General features: G+C 29.4%; 16 protein-coding genes. 9 read left to right on the forward strand and 7 right to left on the reverse strand.

The genetic code is table 11. The annotated features are described in order from the left end of the window. Positions 1-158: 158 nt before the first annotated feature. Complete coding sequence (locus Q0842_RS08265; protein WP_298496687.1) at positions 159-824, reverse strand: alpha/beta hydrolase; 666 nt, start codon at positions 822-824, stop codon at positions 159-161. Between the two features lie 114 nt (positions 825-938). On the opposite strand from Q0842_RS08265, the gene Q0842_RS08270 reads away from it, so the two are divergent. Further along, positions 939-1,235, forward strand: a complete 297-nt coding sequence (locus Q0842_RS08270; RefSeq protein ID WP_298496690.1) for an N-acetyltransferase — start codon at positions 939-941, stop codon at positions 1,233-1,235. A 71-nt stretch (positions 1,236-1,306) separates the two neighbouring features. Here Q0842_RS08270 and Q0842_RS08275 read toward each other — a convergent pair whose 3' ends face one another. Together Q0842_RS08275 and mtaB are read right to left on the reverse strand one after the other, a co-directional pair. Continuing rightward, on the reverse strand, positions 1,307-1,825 hold the full coding sequence (locus tag Q0842_RS08275; protein WP_298496693.1) for a hypothetical protein: 519 nt from the start codon (positions 1,823-1,825) through the stop codon (positions 1,307-1,309). 108 nt (positions 1,826-1,933) lie between these two features. After that, positions 1,934-3,259, reverse strand: a complete 1,326-nt coding sequence (gene mtaB, locus Q0842_RS08280) for a tRNA (N(6)-L-threonylcarbamoyladenosine(37)-C(2))-methylthiotransferase MtaB (protein WP_298496697.1) — start codon at positions 3,257-3,259, stop codon at positions 1,934-1,936. An 86-nt stretch (positions 3,260-3,345) separates the two neighbouring features. Here mtaB and Q0842_RS08285 point away from each other — a divergent pair, with 86 nt between their 5' ends. After that, positions 3,346-4,965 (forward strand): ABC transporter substrate-binding protein, encoded by a 1,620-nt coding sequence (locus Q0842_RS08285; protein WP_298496700.1) that lies wholly within the window; start codon positions 3,346-3,348, stop codon positions 4,963-4,965. Here the strand turns inward: Q0842_RS08285 and Q0842_RS08290 are convergent. From Q0842_RS08290 to Q0842_RS08305, 4 genes are all read right to left on the reverse strand, one after another. Continuing rightward, positions 4,962-5,297: a hypothetical protein gene (locus Q0842_RS08290; protein ID WP_298496703.1), complete on the reverse strand. Its 336-nt coding sequence runs from the start codon at positions 5,295-5,297 to the stop codon at positions 4,962-4,964. The two genes, Q0842_RS08285 and Q0842_RS08290, sit on opposite strands and share 4 nt — an antisense overlap. A gap of 10 nt (positions 5,298-5,307) precedes the next feature. Further along, positions 5,308-6,024, reverse strand: a complete 717-nt coding sequence (locus Q0842_RS08295) for a lysoplasmalogenase family protein (RefSeq protein ID WP_298497055.1) — start codon at positions 6,022-6,024, stop codon at positions 5,308-5,310. An 80-nt stretch (positions 6,025-6,104) separates the two neighbouring features. Further along, complete coding sequence (locus tag Q0842_RS08300) at positions 6,105-7,280, reverse strand: GlmU family protein (RefSeq protein WP_298496706.1); 1,176 nt, start codon at positions 7,278-7,280, stop codon at positions 6,105-6,107. A gap of 144 nt (positions 7,281-7,424) precedes the next feature. Next, on the reverse strand, positions 7,425-7,676 hold the full coding sequence (locus Q0842_RS08305) for a type B 50S ribosomal protein L31 (protein WP_298496709.1): 252 nt from the start codon (positions 7,674-7,676) through the stop codon (positions 7,425-7,427). 237 nt (positions 7,677-7,913) lie between these two features. Here Q0842_RS08305 and Q0842_RS08310 point away from each other — a divergent pair, with 237 nt between their 5' ends. From Q0842_RS08310 to Q0842_RS08340, 7 genes are all read left to right on the forward strand, one after another. Then, positions 7,914-8,447 carry a DUF4199 domain-containing protein gene (locus Q0842_RS08310; RefSeq protein WP_298496714.1) on the forward strand — a complete coding sequence of 178 codons (534 nt, stop codon included), beginning with the start codon at positions 7,914-7,916 and terminating at the stop codon, positions 8,445-8,447. Positions 8,448-8,485: 38 nt separating this feature from the next. Further along, on the forward strand, positions 8,486-9,457 hold the full coding sequence (locus tag Q0842_RS08315) for a glycosyltransferase family 2 protein (protein WP_298496716.1): 972 nt from the start codon (positions 8,486-8,488) through the stop codon (positions 9,455-9,457). Between the two features lie 56 nt (positions 9,458-9,513). Next, positions 9,514-11,244 carry a phospho-sugar mutase gene (locus Q0842_RS08320; protein ID WP_298496719.1) on the forward strand — a complete coding sequence of 577 codons (1,731 nt, stop codon included), beginning with the start codon at positions 9,514-9,516 and terminating at the stop codon, positions 11,242-11,244. A 79-nt stretch (positions 11,245-11,323) separates the two neighbouring features. Then, a complete protein-coding gene (locus tag Q0842_RS08325) occupies positions 11,324-13,159 on the forward strand; it encodes an ABC transporter ATP-binding protein (protein WP_298496721.1) in 1,836 nt (611 codons plus the stop codon). A gap of 300 nt (positions 13,160-13,459) precedes the next feature. Then, positions 13,460-14,002: an RNA polymerase sigma factor gene (locus Q0842_RS08330; RefSeq protein WP_298496725.1), complete on the forward strand. Its 543-nt coding sequence runs from the start codon at positions 13,460-13,462 to the stop codon at positions 14,000-14,002. Between the two features lie 43 nt (positions 14,003-14,045). Continuing rightward, on the forward strand, positions 14,046-14,552 hold the full coding sequence (locus tag Q0842_RS08335; RefSeq protein ID WP_298496728.1) for a hypothetical protein: 507 nt from the start codon (positions 14,046-14,048) through the stop codon (positions 14,550-14,552). Between the two features lie 11 nt (positions 14,553-14,563). After that, a complete protein-coding gene (locus Q0842_RS08340) occupies positions 14,564-15,004 on the forward strand; it encodes a hypothetical protein (RefSeq protein ID WP_298496730.1) in 441 nt (146 codons plus the stop codon). The last annotated feature ends 34 nt before the right edge of the window (positions 15,005-15,038 follow it).

Raw genomic sequence — 15,038 nt, forward strand, 5'->3', positions numbered from 1 at the left:
GTCGGGACGTTCAATCAGACCAACCTCGGTCGCGGGCCACCGCTGGAAAACGTGGGGGCCGCCACCCCCCCAAAAGCCGGCATACCGAGGGTTTGCCACGGGTCCGGGATTTGCCCAGTTGGGGGCAAGGTAATTTTTATAAAATTAAAAAAAATAGCTTAGCTACCTAAAATTAGTTTAGGTAAATTTTCATTAAACCATTTATATTTATTAATAATAGCAATATGAGTGCCATTTTTAATCACGATGCATTTTTTAATATTTTTAATAGGAAAAACAGAATCTTTATCACCATGAATATGAATGATATCTGAACGGAAATCTAATTGATTCCAACAAACCATTTCTTTAATAGCCCAACTTAAATATTTACTATCATTAACCGACAAATACTTTTTATAAAGCTCTAAACGCTTAGTAATGGTTGCACCAAAAGCATATTTTTCTAAAACATCTATTTTACTTGCTAGCTGGGTTGGAACTAATGTGTAAGCCTTTGTTGTTTTAGCCAATAGCATCTTTTTTGGCAATTCATTCATCGATTTCACACTAGATACAATTATGAGTTTTCTAACATTAATTTGTTTACTAATTTCTTGTACTAGCACTCCACCAAATGATACACCTAACAATACAATATCTTTGTGTTTTATATTATTAGAAAGCCTATAAGCATAATCACTTAAACCTTCATTACTTAAAGGAATAATCCATTCTAATAAATGAATTTTAAATTGACTTTCTGGTAATTTAATATATTCAAAAATTTTAGGACTCGCAGCCATTCCTGGCATTAAATATACATGTATTATCTCTTGATCCATAAGGCATTAACCTTAGTTTTACTTTATTCTAACAATTATTTTTCGTATTTTTGCACAAAGTTAGAGAAATAGTACTCACTATTTTTAATTTCCTTAGAATTAAAACAAAATAACATGGTTGAAGCTGCAGAATTAATTGACAACGATTTTTTACGTCAATTTGAAATTAAGGTTGAAAATGACTTAGCAATTATTGAATACTCATTACAAGAAAGAAAGATTTTTTTAACCAAACTAATTATTCCAGAAAGTGTTACTGATGAAAATTTCAAGAAAGAATTTTTAGCACTTGTTTTTGAAGAAATTGGCTCTCGTAACTTAAGTGTTATGCCTACTTCTCCAGAAATAGCAAGATTTGTTAGAAGCAATAGAAAGTATAAACGAATGCTTCCAGTTGGTGTAAGAATTTAGTTTTTATATAACTAAAATAAAAAAGCCTAAACTATATAGTTTAGGCTTTTTTATTTTTAAATATTACTTTATTACAATTTATCATAAACTAAAGTCAAATCTTTAGTTTCGATAATTTGAGTTAAATCTTCATTATATATTTTAATTCTATCTTCAAAAATTAAAATTATTTGGCCATTTTTAATCTGGGCCTCACTTTCTCCAATCATTATAATTGAATCATTTAGTGTATATGATGTTGCCAAACTTATAATACCCTCTGTATCGCATGCTACATTAAAACGGTATTCACTTGCCTCTTCATTTAATAAAGTTATATCTAAATCGGGATTGAATGTTGTATTTAAAGAAACAATACCTTTATCATCAAAAAACAAGGTTTCATTTCGAGGGCAATCAATTTCATTTAAAAGATTGGTATTAACTACTCCATCGTTATTAATATCAAATCCTTGATCTACGTTCCAAGCTGTTAATTTCCACACACCTATTATCGCGGTACTGTTTTTGTCTTGTGCATCATCAGAAGAGCAACTAGTAAAAAAAACTAGTATGCATGCAAAGCAAAGGTTTAAAAGTAATTTATTCATATTGGGGCATGATTAATTACTAGTAAAAATAAATATGTAAATCTATTACACACAATAAACAAGTTAAATGACTATAATTATGGTTTATTAGCTATATATCAGAAGAAACTATATTGATAAAACATTTAAAAACTCAATTCTTACTAAGCCATCATCATCAATTTTAGTTAATTCCACTTCATGTATGGTATTTACCAATTCTGGATTCCAAGGTGTTTTTACTTTTACATAATTTTCAGTAAAACCATGTATGTAGCCTTCTTTATTTTCACTTTCAAAAAGTACGAAACGTTTAGATGTAATTTGACTTTCGTAAAATGCACGACGCTTTTTTACAGATAACCCTCTTAACATTTTACTTCGCTTACTTCTTACATTTTTTGATACAACACCATCCATTTTGGCAGCTTCTGTATTATCACGCTCAGAGTAGGTAAATACATGTAAATACGAAATATCTAACTCTGTTAAAAAGTTATAAGTTTCTAAAAAACAATCATCTGTTTCTCCAGGAAAACCTACAATAACATCTACACCAATACATGCATGAGGCATTACTTCTTTTATCTTTGCTACTCTATCTACATACAATTCGCGCATGTAACGACGTTTCATTTTTTTAAGAATCTCGTTACTTCCAGATTGCAAAGGGATATGAAAATGTGGTACAAATGCTCTAGATTTAGATACTAAATCTATTGTATCATTTTTAAGCAAATTAGGTTCAATTGATGAGATTCGCAAACGCTCAATACCTTTAACCTTATCTAGTTCTGAAACCAAATCTAAAAACGTGTGTTCATGCTTTTTATTACCAAACTCCCCTTTGCCATAGTCGCCAATATTAACGCCAGTTAAAACTATTTCTTTAATATTTTGTTCTGAAATAGCTTTAGCATTTTTCAAAACATTTTCCATGGTATCACTTCTGGAAATACCTCGTGCTAAAGGAATTGTGCAATAGGTACATTTATAATCACAACCGTCTTGAACTTTTAAAAAAGCACGGGTTCTATCACCAATGGAATAGCTACCTACATAAAAATCGGCATCTTCAATTTCACATGAATGTACTTCGCCAAAATCATTTTTTGTTAGGTCATTTAAATAATCTGTTATCTTAAACTTCTCAGTTGCTCCTAAGACTAAATCTACACCATTAACATCTGCTAATTCTTGAGGTTTTAATTGTGCATAACAACCAACGGCAGCAACAAAAGCTTCAGGATTTGTTTTTTGTGTTTGTTTTACAATGGTTTTAAAACGCTTATCTGCATTTTCGGTAACCGAGCAGGTATTAATTACGTATATATCTGCCTTTTCAGAAAAATCAACTCTATCAAAACCTTCATCATTAAAATTTCTGGCTATAGTCGATGTTTCTGAAAAATTCAGTTTACAACCTAAAGTATAAAATGCGACTTTTTTATTCATTGTATTTTCATTTCCGTGAAGACAGAAATCTCGTTATATTTACCTTCTTTGATTAAAAGATTGCAAATTTACAACTAATAAGTTACATGATAAAACCAATTTTAAGACAAATAACCACCTACCTGTCAATTAGTTGTATGTTTTTTTTGTTTTTTTCTTGTAAAAAACAATCAATTACAAACAAAGACCATCTTGTTTTTCGTTATAACGAATATGCCAATATAAATACTTTAGACCCAGCTTTTTCAAGAACTTTACAAGACACATGGGTTTGTAATCAGCTTTTTAATGGCTTAGTACAGTTAGATAGCGATTTAAACATTTTACCGTCTATTGCTAAAAATTGGACTATTTCTGAAGATGGAATAAAATATACTTTTAATTTACGAAACGATGTTTACTTCCATAAACATAAATTATTTGGTAAAGACTCTACTAGAACAGTTGTAGCCAATGATTTCACTTATAGTTTAAATCGATTAAAGGATGAAAAGATTGCTGCTCCAGGTAGTTGGGTTTTAAACAAAGTTGACACTTTTAAAGCAATTAATGACACCATTTTCCAGATTACTTTAAAACAGCCATTCCCTGCATTTATAGGCTTATTAAGCATGAAATATTGCTCTGTAGTTCCTAAAGAAATTACTGAACATTATGGTACAGAATTTAGAGCTAACCCAATTGGTACAGGACCATTTAAATTTAAACGCTGGGAAGAAAATATTAAACTTGTTTTTAGAAAAAACAACCAATATTTTGAGAAAGATGAAACTGGAAAATCACTACCTTATTTAGAAGCCGTAGCTATTACATTTTTACCCGATAAACAAAGTGAATTTTTACAATTTGCCCAAGGAAATATAGATTTTTTAAATAGCTTAGATGCCTCATATAAAGATGAGTTATTAACTGCTGATGGCAAATTAAGAGCTAAGTATGCTAATAGTGTTGACATGATTAGGGGCCCATATTTAAATTCTGAATATCTAGGTTTTTATTTAGATTCTAAAACACCAGAAATACAATCTCCATTAATTAGAAAAGCAATTAATTATGGTTTCAACAGAAAGAAAATGATGATTTATTTAAGAAATGGTATTGGCAACCCTGCTAACGGCGGTTTTATTCCAAAAGGACTACCAGGGCACAATCCATCAATTGGATTTAGTTATAAACCAGAAAAAGCTAAACAGCTGGTTGAACAATTTAAAAAAGAAAGTGGTATTAACAATCCTGAAATCACTTTAGTAACATCAAGTAATTATTTAAGTTTTTGTGAATTTATACAACGTGAATTGGAAAAAACGGGGTTAATTATTAATGTTGATGTTATGCCTGAAGCCACATTAAGATCTGCAAGATCTAACGGAAAAGTTGATATGTTTAGAAGCTCTTGGATAGCTGACTATTTAGATGCAGAAAACTACTTATCTATTTTTTACAGCAAAAATTTTGCTCCAGATGGTTCTAATTATTTTCATTTTAAAAACAATACTGTTGATAGTTTATATAACAAATCATTTACTATAACCGATATTGAAAAACGTAAACACCTTTATAAAGCCATAGATTCTTTGGCTATGGAGAACGCCATTATGGTGCCTTTATACTACGATGAAGTGGTTCGATTTACTCAAAAAAATGTAAAAGGTTTAGGAACCAACCCTATTAATTTATTAGATTTAAGATATGTAAGAAAGGATTAAAACTCTTCTGTATTTCTACCTATATCCTCAATTTCGTCTTTTATTACTAGAATTGATTTTTTCCATTTACTTTCAAGAAACATATAAAATCCCCAAACTATTAGTAAACCAACTGGTAAGCCTAATAAATTAACGCCCCAATTATTATCCCAATCTATTCCCCAATCGAATATATAAATATCAAGTAAAGCTATAACAATCCCAAACACAAATCCAGCAGCGTAATATATCACAACACTTAATATAGAATACAACCATTTATTTTGTTGGTATTCTACAGAGAGATCGTAAAACCGTTTTCCAATAAAATAAATTAATAAAATCCCTAACATATATCTTAAATTAATTAATAATCACTTTTTTACGTTTGTTACATGCCGTTTCTTTTAAAACCCCTAATACTATAAAAAGTTGCGATACCCCATAAAACAACATAACAGTAGATTCTTGGTAAGGTATAGCAGCATTACTATAAAAAGAAGACAAGGCCGCTATACTATCAGCAAAAAGAGATAAGAATACCCCTATTAAAACCAAGTAAAAACTCCTATTATTTACTAAGCCTCTTCTTAAAAAGGCAAATATAACAAACATGGTTACTGTAAATAAATACACTAACGTAGGAAAGAAATAATTGTTTAAGTTATCATTAATTAAGTAGAGCATTATGAACATTAATGTAAAGCAAAAAAATACAACTGGTAATAATTTACCTAATTTAAATTCTTTTTGATTTGAAAACTTAAAGACGTAAAATACTTTTCCTAGAGAAAAAAATATAATTCCCAAAATATAATATAACTCTACCTCATACAGAATAAAGAAAATATCCCCTATTAAAAAAAAAGACAAAGCAGTAATCATAAAATATTTTTTGATTTCAAATGCTTCTTTTTGATTGATAATATAAAATGAAATCAATAAAACGGGTAAGGATATTTTGGAAATAAACCTATAAAAACTTACATCTAAAGTATTCTTAACAATAATGTCTATGACAAGAATTATTAAAAAAACTAATGAAAAAACGCCTCTGCTTTTAAAAATATCTGCACGCATTATTGTTGTTAAATGTTTAAAATACCCATGTAGATTTTTTTTAAAAAAAATCACCTACAATATATTTTAATGCCTAAGCACTAATCTCGTCTATATTGTTTAGTTTCTTCAAAAACATGCTCTAAAATGGCTTTATCTTGGTCTGAAAACTCGACTTTACGTCTTGCCATAACCACTTTAGCAACCTCGAAAGCTTTTTTTGTAAGATATGTAGTAAAGCCACTATTACCACCCCAACTAAAACTTGGAATAAAATTACGAGGAAAACCACTACCATAAATGTTAGCGCTTACGCCAACAACAGTACCTGTATTAAACATAGTATTTATACCACATTTACTATGGTCACCCATCATGAGACCACAAAACTGCAAGCCTGTTTTTGCAAAACCTCCCGTTTGATAATCCCACAAGCGTACTTCTGCATAATTATTTTTTAAATTTGAATTATTAGTGTCTGCACCTAAATTACACCATTCTCCTAATACAGAATTACCTAAAAAGCCATCATGCCCTTTGTTAGAATAACCAAAAATAACCGAGTTATTAACCTCTCCACCAACTTTGCTATGAGGACCTACTGTTGTTGGTCCATAGATTTTGGCTCCTAATTTTATACCAGCACCTTCACAAAGCGCTAATGGTCCTCGAATAATAGCGCCTTCCATAATTTCGGCATTCTTTCCTATGTAAATTGGACCACTACTTGCATTAAGCGTCGTGAATTCTAATTTAGCTCCTTCTTCAAGAAAAATATTTTCTGGAGCTATTATATTATTACTTGCTGGAATAGCTTGAGATACTTTCTCTTTTGTTATTACTAAAAAATCTTCTTGAATCGCTTCTCCGTTTTTAGAAAAAATATCCCAAGTGTTTTCTATTTTTATTATATCATCTGCAAACTCAATGGCTTCGTAATCATCAAAATTAATATCATCTTGTGCCTCTAAAGTATAGAATGCTATAACATCATCACCTTTAAAAATAGCTTGATTTTCTTTTAGATTACTTATCATTTCAACCAACTCTAAATTTGGGAGGTAGGATGCGTTTATCATGACGTTTTCATCCATTTCCACCATTGGATATTTATCAGATAAATAATCCTCGGTAACTGTAGTTGTTGTGGTTTTTAAATAGGTTTCCCACTTTTCTCTTATGGTTAATATACCAACTCGAATATCGGCAACTGGTCTTGTAAAAGTAAAGGGTAACAAATTGTTACGAGAAGGTCCATCAAAAAGAATGTAATTCATAAGAAAGCTTGAATTTAGCAGCTTTAAGTTTAAAGTACTATTACTTTAATCTTGAAACTCAATATTTAATAAAATTGATTCTTGTAAAAATAAAAAAGCCTTTCTATAGTAGAAAGGCTTTTTATAAATATATTTTGGCTAAAATTATTTTTTAAATTTAGCGTATTTGTTTTTGAACTTGTCAATACGTCCGGCAGTATCTACTAATTTAGATTTACCTGTGTAAAATGGATGAGATGTTCTAGAAATCTCCATTTTTATTAATGGATATTCAACACCATCAACTTCAAGAGTTTCGTTAGTATCTGCTGCAGACTTAGTTAAAAATACATCGTCGTTAGACATATCTTTAAATGCTACAATTCTATAATTTTCTGGATGTATACCTTTTCTCATCGCTAAATGCTTTTTATTACTTTCAATTTTGGAAGTGCAAATTTAAGTATTTTTTATAAATGCACAATACTTTTTATAATTTTTTATTTACAAACTTCTATTTTAATTAATTAACCAATAACCTTACCTTATTATTTATTGTAAAATCTTAATTTAAAAACTTTTAATTAACTACAAATGTAACGTTTTGTTATCTTTGAATACTAACTAGACAACTAACAACTTAATTAAAATATCATGGAAAAATCTTTAAAATCTATTGCCACTAACTATGGCCTTTATTTAGGTATTACTTTAGCTTTAATAACTGTTTTTGCCTATGCTGTAAATCTAGATTTATATACAAAAATATGGTTTGGACTATGCTTATTGGCACTAATAATCATTTTTGGTATTATATCAGTTGTCAATTCAAAAAAAGCGAATAATGGTTTTTTAAGTTTTAAAAACGCATTTACGTCCTATTTTATAACAGTTTTAATTGGCATAGTAATTAGTACTTTAATTAGCATTATAATTTTTAATTTTATAGATCCTGAAGCTGCTGCAGAACTTCAAGAAAAAGTAATTAACTCTCAAATAGAAAGATTAGAAGCTTATAATGTGCCATCTGAAGTTATTGATGAAACTATGGAAAAAATGGAAGCTCAAGGAAATATGTTTGCCATAGGAAATGTAATTCAGTCTTTAATTTTTCAATTAATAGGATTTAGTGTAGTTGGGTTAATTGTAGCTGCAGTAATGAAAAAAAATAACCCAGAAGAAGCATAATTTCAGTATTTTTGAATATTATCATGAAATTATTATAAATGCATATATCTGTAGTTATACCACTACTCAACGAAGAAGAATCTTTAACCGAATTACATGATTGGATTGCAAAAGTGATGCAAACCAATCATTTCTCTTATGAAATCATTTTTATTGATGATGGTAGTACAGATAATTCATGGGGTATTATATCAAAACTATCAAACTATAATGAATTTGTAAAAGGCATTCGTTTTTTACGGAATTTTGGCAAATCCCAAGCCTTACATGCTGGTTTTGAAAAAGCCCAAGGTGATGTAGTTATTACAATGGATGCCGATTTACAAGATAGTCCTGATGAAATCCCTCAACTTTATAATATGATTATAAAAGATGGTTACGATTTAATATCTGGTTGGAAGAAGAAACGATACGATTCAGTTATTAGTAAAAACCTACCTTCAAAGTTATTTAATTGGGCTGCAAGAAAAACTTCTGGTGTTAAACTTCATGATTTTAACTGCGGACTTAAAGCCTATAAATTAAGTGTGGTAAAAAACATTGATGTAAATGGAGAAATGCACCGATATATACCTGTTTTATCAAAAAATGCTGGCTTTACTAAAATAGGCGAAAAAATAGTAAAACACCAAGCTAGAAAATATGGCGAAACTAAGTTTGGTATGAATAGGTTTATTCACGGTTTTTTAGATTTAATCACTATTTGGTTTTTATCGCACTTTGGCAAACGCCCCATGCACTTATTTGGAGCTTTAGGGTTTATTATGTTTGCGATTGGATTTGCATTTGCTGTATATTTAGGTATTGATAAACTGTTTTTAAACCCTTCTGGCAGACTCATTACTCAAAGACCACAATTTTACATTGCACTTTCAACAATGATAATAGGAACACAATTTTTTGTTGCTGGATTTTTAGGAGAACTTATATCAAGAAATAGAACAGATAAAAAAAGATATACTATTAAAGAAGAATTAAATTTGAAACACGCACCCATAAAAATAACCTAAATACAATCTTTAACAAGTAATGAATTTCTTATTTTTGTTTATTTAAAACTAACTATATGATACACATAGAACCAAAAATTTTAGACAGAATAAATGCATGGTTAACTCCGGCTTTTGATGAAGATACGCAAACAACTATAAAAAACAGTATAGCCAATAACCCCAAAGATATTCAAGAAAGTTTTTATAAAGACTTAGAATTTGGAACAGGTGGAATGAGAGGTATCATGGGCGTTGGAACCAATCGTATAAACAAATATACATTAGGAAAAAGCACACAAGGTTTAAGTGATTATTTACATAAACAATTCCCTAATGAAACTCCTAAAGCTGTAATTGCTTTTGATTGTAGACATAATAGTAAATCGCTTGCTAAAGTAGTTGCAGATGTATTTTCTGCAAACGGTATTGAAGTGTATTTATTTGAAGATTTGCGTGCAACTCCAGAATTATCATTTGCCGTAAAACATTTAAATTGTCATTGTGGTATTGTATTAACAGCATCTCATAATCCACCAGAATATAATGGTTATAAAGTCTATTGGAAAGATGGTGGACAATTAGTACCACCACATGATGCAGCAGTAATTAACCTAATAAACAACATTGATTACGCAAAAATAAAATTTGAAGCAAACAACAATCTAATTCATTACATTGGAAAAGATGTCGATGATGTATTTATAAATGCTTCTGTAGAAAATGGTAGTGTTGGCGCTACTCAACAAGCAAAAGACAACTTAAAAATAGTTTTTACTTCGCTTCACGGAACATCTATAACGGCAGTACCTGAAACATTAAAACGTGCTGGTTACAAAAACGTATCGATTGTAAAAGAACAAGAAGTTCCAGATGGTGGTTTTCCAACGGTTAAATCGCCAAACCCAGAAGAGCCAGCTGCTTTAAAAATGGCATTAGAACTTGCAGAAAAAGAAGGTGCTGATATTGTTATTGGTACAGACCCTGATTGTGATAGATTAGGTGTTGCAGTTCGTAATTCTGATGGTAACTTACAACTACTTAACGGTAACCAAACCATGGTTATGATGGTAGATTTCTTATTAAAAAAATGGAATTCCGAAGGAAAGATAAAAGGCAAAGAGTTTATTGCAACAACAATTGTATCTACTCCAATGCTAACCGAGCTTGCTAAATCATATAGCGTTGAGAATAAAATTGTTTTAACTGGCTTTAAATGGATTGCAAAACTTATTGTAGATTTTCCTGAATTAAATTTTATTGGTGGTGGTGAAGAAAGTTTCGGATTTATGGTAGGCGATTTTGTAAGAGATAAAGATGCGGTAACCTCTACCCTGTTAGCTTGTGAAATTGCAGCCATAGCTAAATCAAACGGCAGTTCATTTTTTGACGAACTTGTAAAACTATATGTTGAACATGGTTTCTATAAAGAAAAATTAGTATCATTAACTAAAAAAGGGATTGAAGGTGCTGAAGAAATTAAACAAATGATGGTTGATGCCCGAGAAAACCCTCTGAAAGTCGTAAACGGATCTAAAGTTTTAAAAATTGAAGATTACGATTTATCAATTTCAAAAAACATGATTACTAGCGAGGAAACAAAAATTGATGTTCCAAAATCAAATGTTATAATTTATTATACCGAAGATGGAAGTCAAGTAGCTTTAAGACCTAGTGGTACTGAACCAAAAATAAAATTTTATGTTAGTGTTAACGCACCACTAAACTCTGTAAGTAATTTTAAAGAAACAGAGTCTATGCTTGATGCTAAGGCTGATGCCATTTTAAAAGACATGAATTTAATTTAGAACATGTATCTTTGTAAAACATTCACATGCTTTTATGGTAACATAAAAGCATGTTTTATAAACAGACCTATTTTATTTAATGAGTCATTTTACTAATATATTAAGGTATGCTAAACCTTATAAAAAATATGCTATCGGACACATTATTTCAAATGTGTTTTATGCTTTATTTAGCACGCTTTCTTTTATAGCATTAATGCCTATGCTCGATGTTATATTTGACAATGCTAAACAACCTCCTAAATCTATTCCAGAATTTACAGGCCTAAATAATATCAAGGGGTTTGCAGAAGACTTTCTATCCTTCAAAATGAATGAATTTACAGGAGGAGATAAAGCTAAATCTCTCATTTTTGTAATTATCTTAATAGTTGTCATGTTTTTACTTAAAAACATTGCTGGATATTTAGCAAATTACTTTATGGTCTTCTTACGTAATGGCGTTATTAGAGATATAAGAAATAAGGTTTACAAAAAAACTGTTGAGTTACCACTTTCATTCTTTTCAGAACAAAAAAAAGGAGACATTATAGCCAGAGTAACTGGCGATGTTAATGATTTACAATACTCTTTCCTGCCTGTCTTAGAACTTATTATTAGAGAGCCATTAACAATATTATTCACCCTAGCTACAATGCTTTTAATAAGTCCGCAACTAACTTTATTTGTTTTTATTTTTATACCAATAATGAGTTTTGTTATTTCAAGAATTGGAAAAAGTTTAAAACGTAAATCAGGTCGGGTACAAAAAGAACAGGGTGTGTTTTTATCAACTTTAGAAGAAACTTTAACAGGTTTACGAATAATAAAAGGTTTCAATGCTGAAGGTCTTTTTAATTCTAGGTTTCAAGAATCGACTAATAGATTTTATAATTTTTCAAATAAACTTTTAAACCGCCAGAACTTAGCATCACCTACTAGTGAAATTCTAGGTATTATTATGGTCTCAGGAATTCTTTGGTATGGTGGTAACTTAGTACTTAGTGGCAACCCAGGTACCGCTCTAGATGGGAGTGCTTTTTTAGTTTACATGACACTTTCTTATCAAATACTAACACCAGCAAAAGCAATTACTCGTGGCATTTACAATATTAAAAAAGGAGGAGCTGCAGCAGAACGTATTCAAGAGATTATAGACTCGCCAAACCCTATAAAAGATAAACCAAATGCTATTGAATTAAAAGGCTTTAATAGCGAAATAGAATTTAAAAACATTTCTTTTAAATATCAAGACGAATATGTTTTAAAAGACTTTACCTTAAAAATTCCTAAAGGACAAACAGTTGCATTAGTTGGGCAGTCTGGAAGTGGAAAATCAACAATTGCAAATCTAATAACAAGATTTTATCATGTTAATAAAGGTGATATTTTAATTGATAATTTCAATATTAACGACTTAACTACCAGATCTTTAAGAAAACAATTAGGTATAGTAACTCAAGACGCTATTTTATTTAACGATAGTATATCTAATAATTTAAAATTAGGCAAACTAGACGCTACAGATAATGATGTTATAGAGGCCTTAAAAATTGCCAATGCTTGGGAGTTTGTAAAGAATTTACCAGAAGGCATACATACTAACATTGGAGATGCTGGGGGCAAACTTTCTGGTGGACAAAAACAACGACTAAGTATAGCTAGAGCAGTTCTTAAAAGCCCTCCAATAATGATCTTAGATGAAGCAACCTCAGCACTAGATACCGAAAGTGAACGCGTTGTTCAAGTTGCTTTAGAGAATATGATGAAAAACAGAACATCTATAGTTATTGCTCACAGACTTTCCACTATTCAAAATGCAGATAATATTGTAGTTTTAAATAAAGGAGAAATTGTAGAACAAGGAAAACATGATGAACTTATAACCAAAAAAGGTGTTTACAAGAAATTAGTAGATATGCAAAGCTTTGAATAAAGAAGCAAAAAAACGTTTATAAATATAAAAAAGGATAGAGATTTGGGGGCTTCTATCCTTTTTTCGTTTTTGTTAGACTTGGGGACGACTAACAACATAAGTAGGTTTCTGGTACAAACATAAAACATAAATCCTTATCCTACAAGAAAAAATACACTTTATCGTTGTTAACATACACTTTATCGATATTTATTTCTATATGTAACTGATTATCAATCACCTAAGTTTTTTAAGTAATTTAAAAAAAATTTCTTTTAAACTTTTACTATATTTATTAGTCTAAAGTGTAAACAATTGTTTGTGATTGACGAAACACAACTATTACAACAGCTAAAATCTAGAAACCATAAAAACCAAGCTTTTAAAGCGCTATTAGAGCTTTATAAGGAACGTTTGTATTGGCACATACGTAATATCGTAAAATCTCATGATGATACAGATGATGTATTACAAAACACATTTATAAAGGTTTTTAAAAACATAGATAACTTTAAAGGAGATAGTAAATTATTTTCTTGGATGTACCGAATAGCCACTAATGAATCAATAACATTCATTAATAAAAAAGCAAAACAATTACAAGTAAGTAATGAAGAAGTAAAAGAACTTGCAATTAATAATTTAACATCCGATGTTTATTTTGAAGGTGATACTATTCAATTAAAATTACAAAAAGCTATAGCAACACTACCAGAAAAACAACAATTAGTTTTTAATATGAAATATTTTGAAGATTTAAAATATAAAGACATGTCTGAAATATTAAAAACAAGTGAAGGCGCATTAAAAGCATCATATCATATTGCAGTAAAAAAAATTGAAGCCTATTTAACTAATAATTAAACCTTTCCATTTATTTTTAGTCAAATAAGTAGTAAAAAGAAAAATGAAGAATAAAAAATTACATAACATTAATTCATCTGGTTTTAAAGTACCTAATGATTATTTTGAGTCTTTTGATGAAAAAATTTTAAGTCAATTAAATACCAATAGTCAATTAGATTCAATTAAAGGAACTGGATTTAAGGTGCCTGACAATTATTTTGAATCTTTAAACAATACAATTCTAAATAATAATATAGCTACAAAAGAAACAAAAGTAATTCCGCTATTTAACAAAAGAAATTTAGTTTACATATCTAGTATAGCAGCTGTAATACTTTTATTATTCAATCTTTCTCTTTTTGAAAATAAACCAACTTTTGATAATTTAGATATTGATATAGTTGAAGGTTTTATAGAATATGAAGATATAAACACTTATGAAATTGCAGCATTATTTACAAATGAGCAAATTGTAGAAAATATAACAATAGATTATACTGTTAATGATGAACACATTGAAGAATACCTTTTAAATAATGCTGATTTAGAAGACTTAATGTTAGAATAAAAAAAATTAAAATGAAAAAAATAATTCCAATAATCCTACTGTTATTTTCTTTAAACATAACAGCTCAACATAAAAACAGAGAACATTTTAAAGCGCTTAAAGTATCTTTTATTACTGAAAAACTGGATTTATCTGAAAAAGAAGCCCAAAAATTTTGGCCTATTTATAATGCTTTTGAAAAAGAAACCTCTGAAATTAAATTTAATGAGTTTAAAGCCATAAAGAAAGAAATAAAAGATAATTTAGACTCATTAACCGATGAAAAAGCTAATGAACTATTAAAAAGATTAAATAACGCAGAAGTTAAAATGCACAAAGCTAAAATTGACTTTATTAAAAACCTTTCTGGTATTTTACCACCTAAAAAAATAATACTTATCAAAATAGCTGAAGATGATTTTAAGAAGAAAATGTTTGAGGAATACAAGAAAAGAAAAAGAGAGAAAAATTAATTCTCTCTCTTTTTACTCAAAATAATTCTTAATA

The sequence above is a fragment of the uncultured Algibacter sp. genome, assembly GCF_947495675.1.
Lineage (GTDB): Bacteria > Bacteroidota > Bacteroidia > Flavobacteriales > Flavobacteriaceae > Algibacter_B.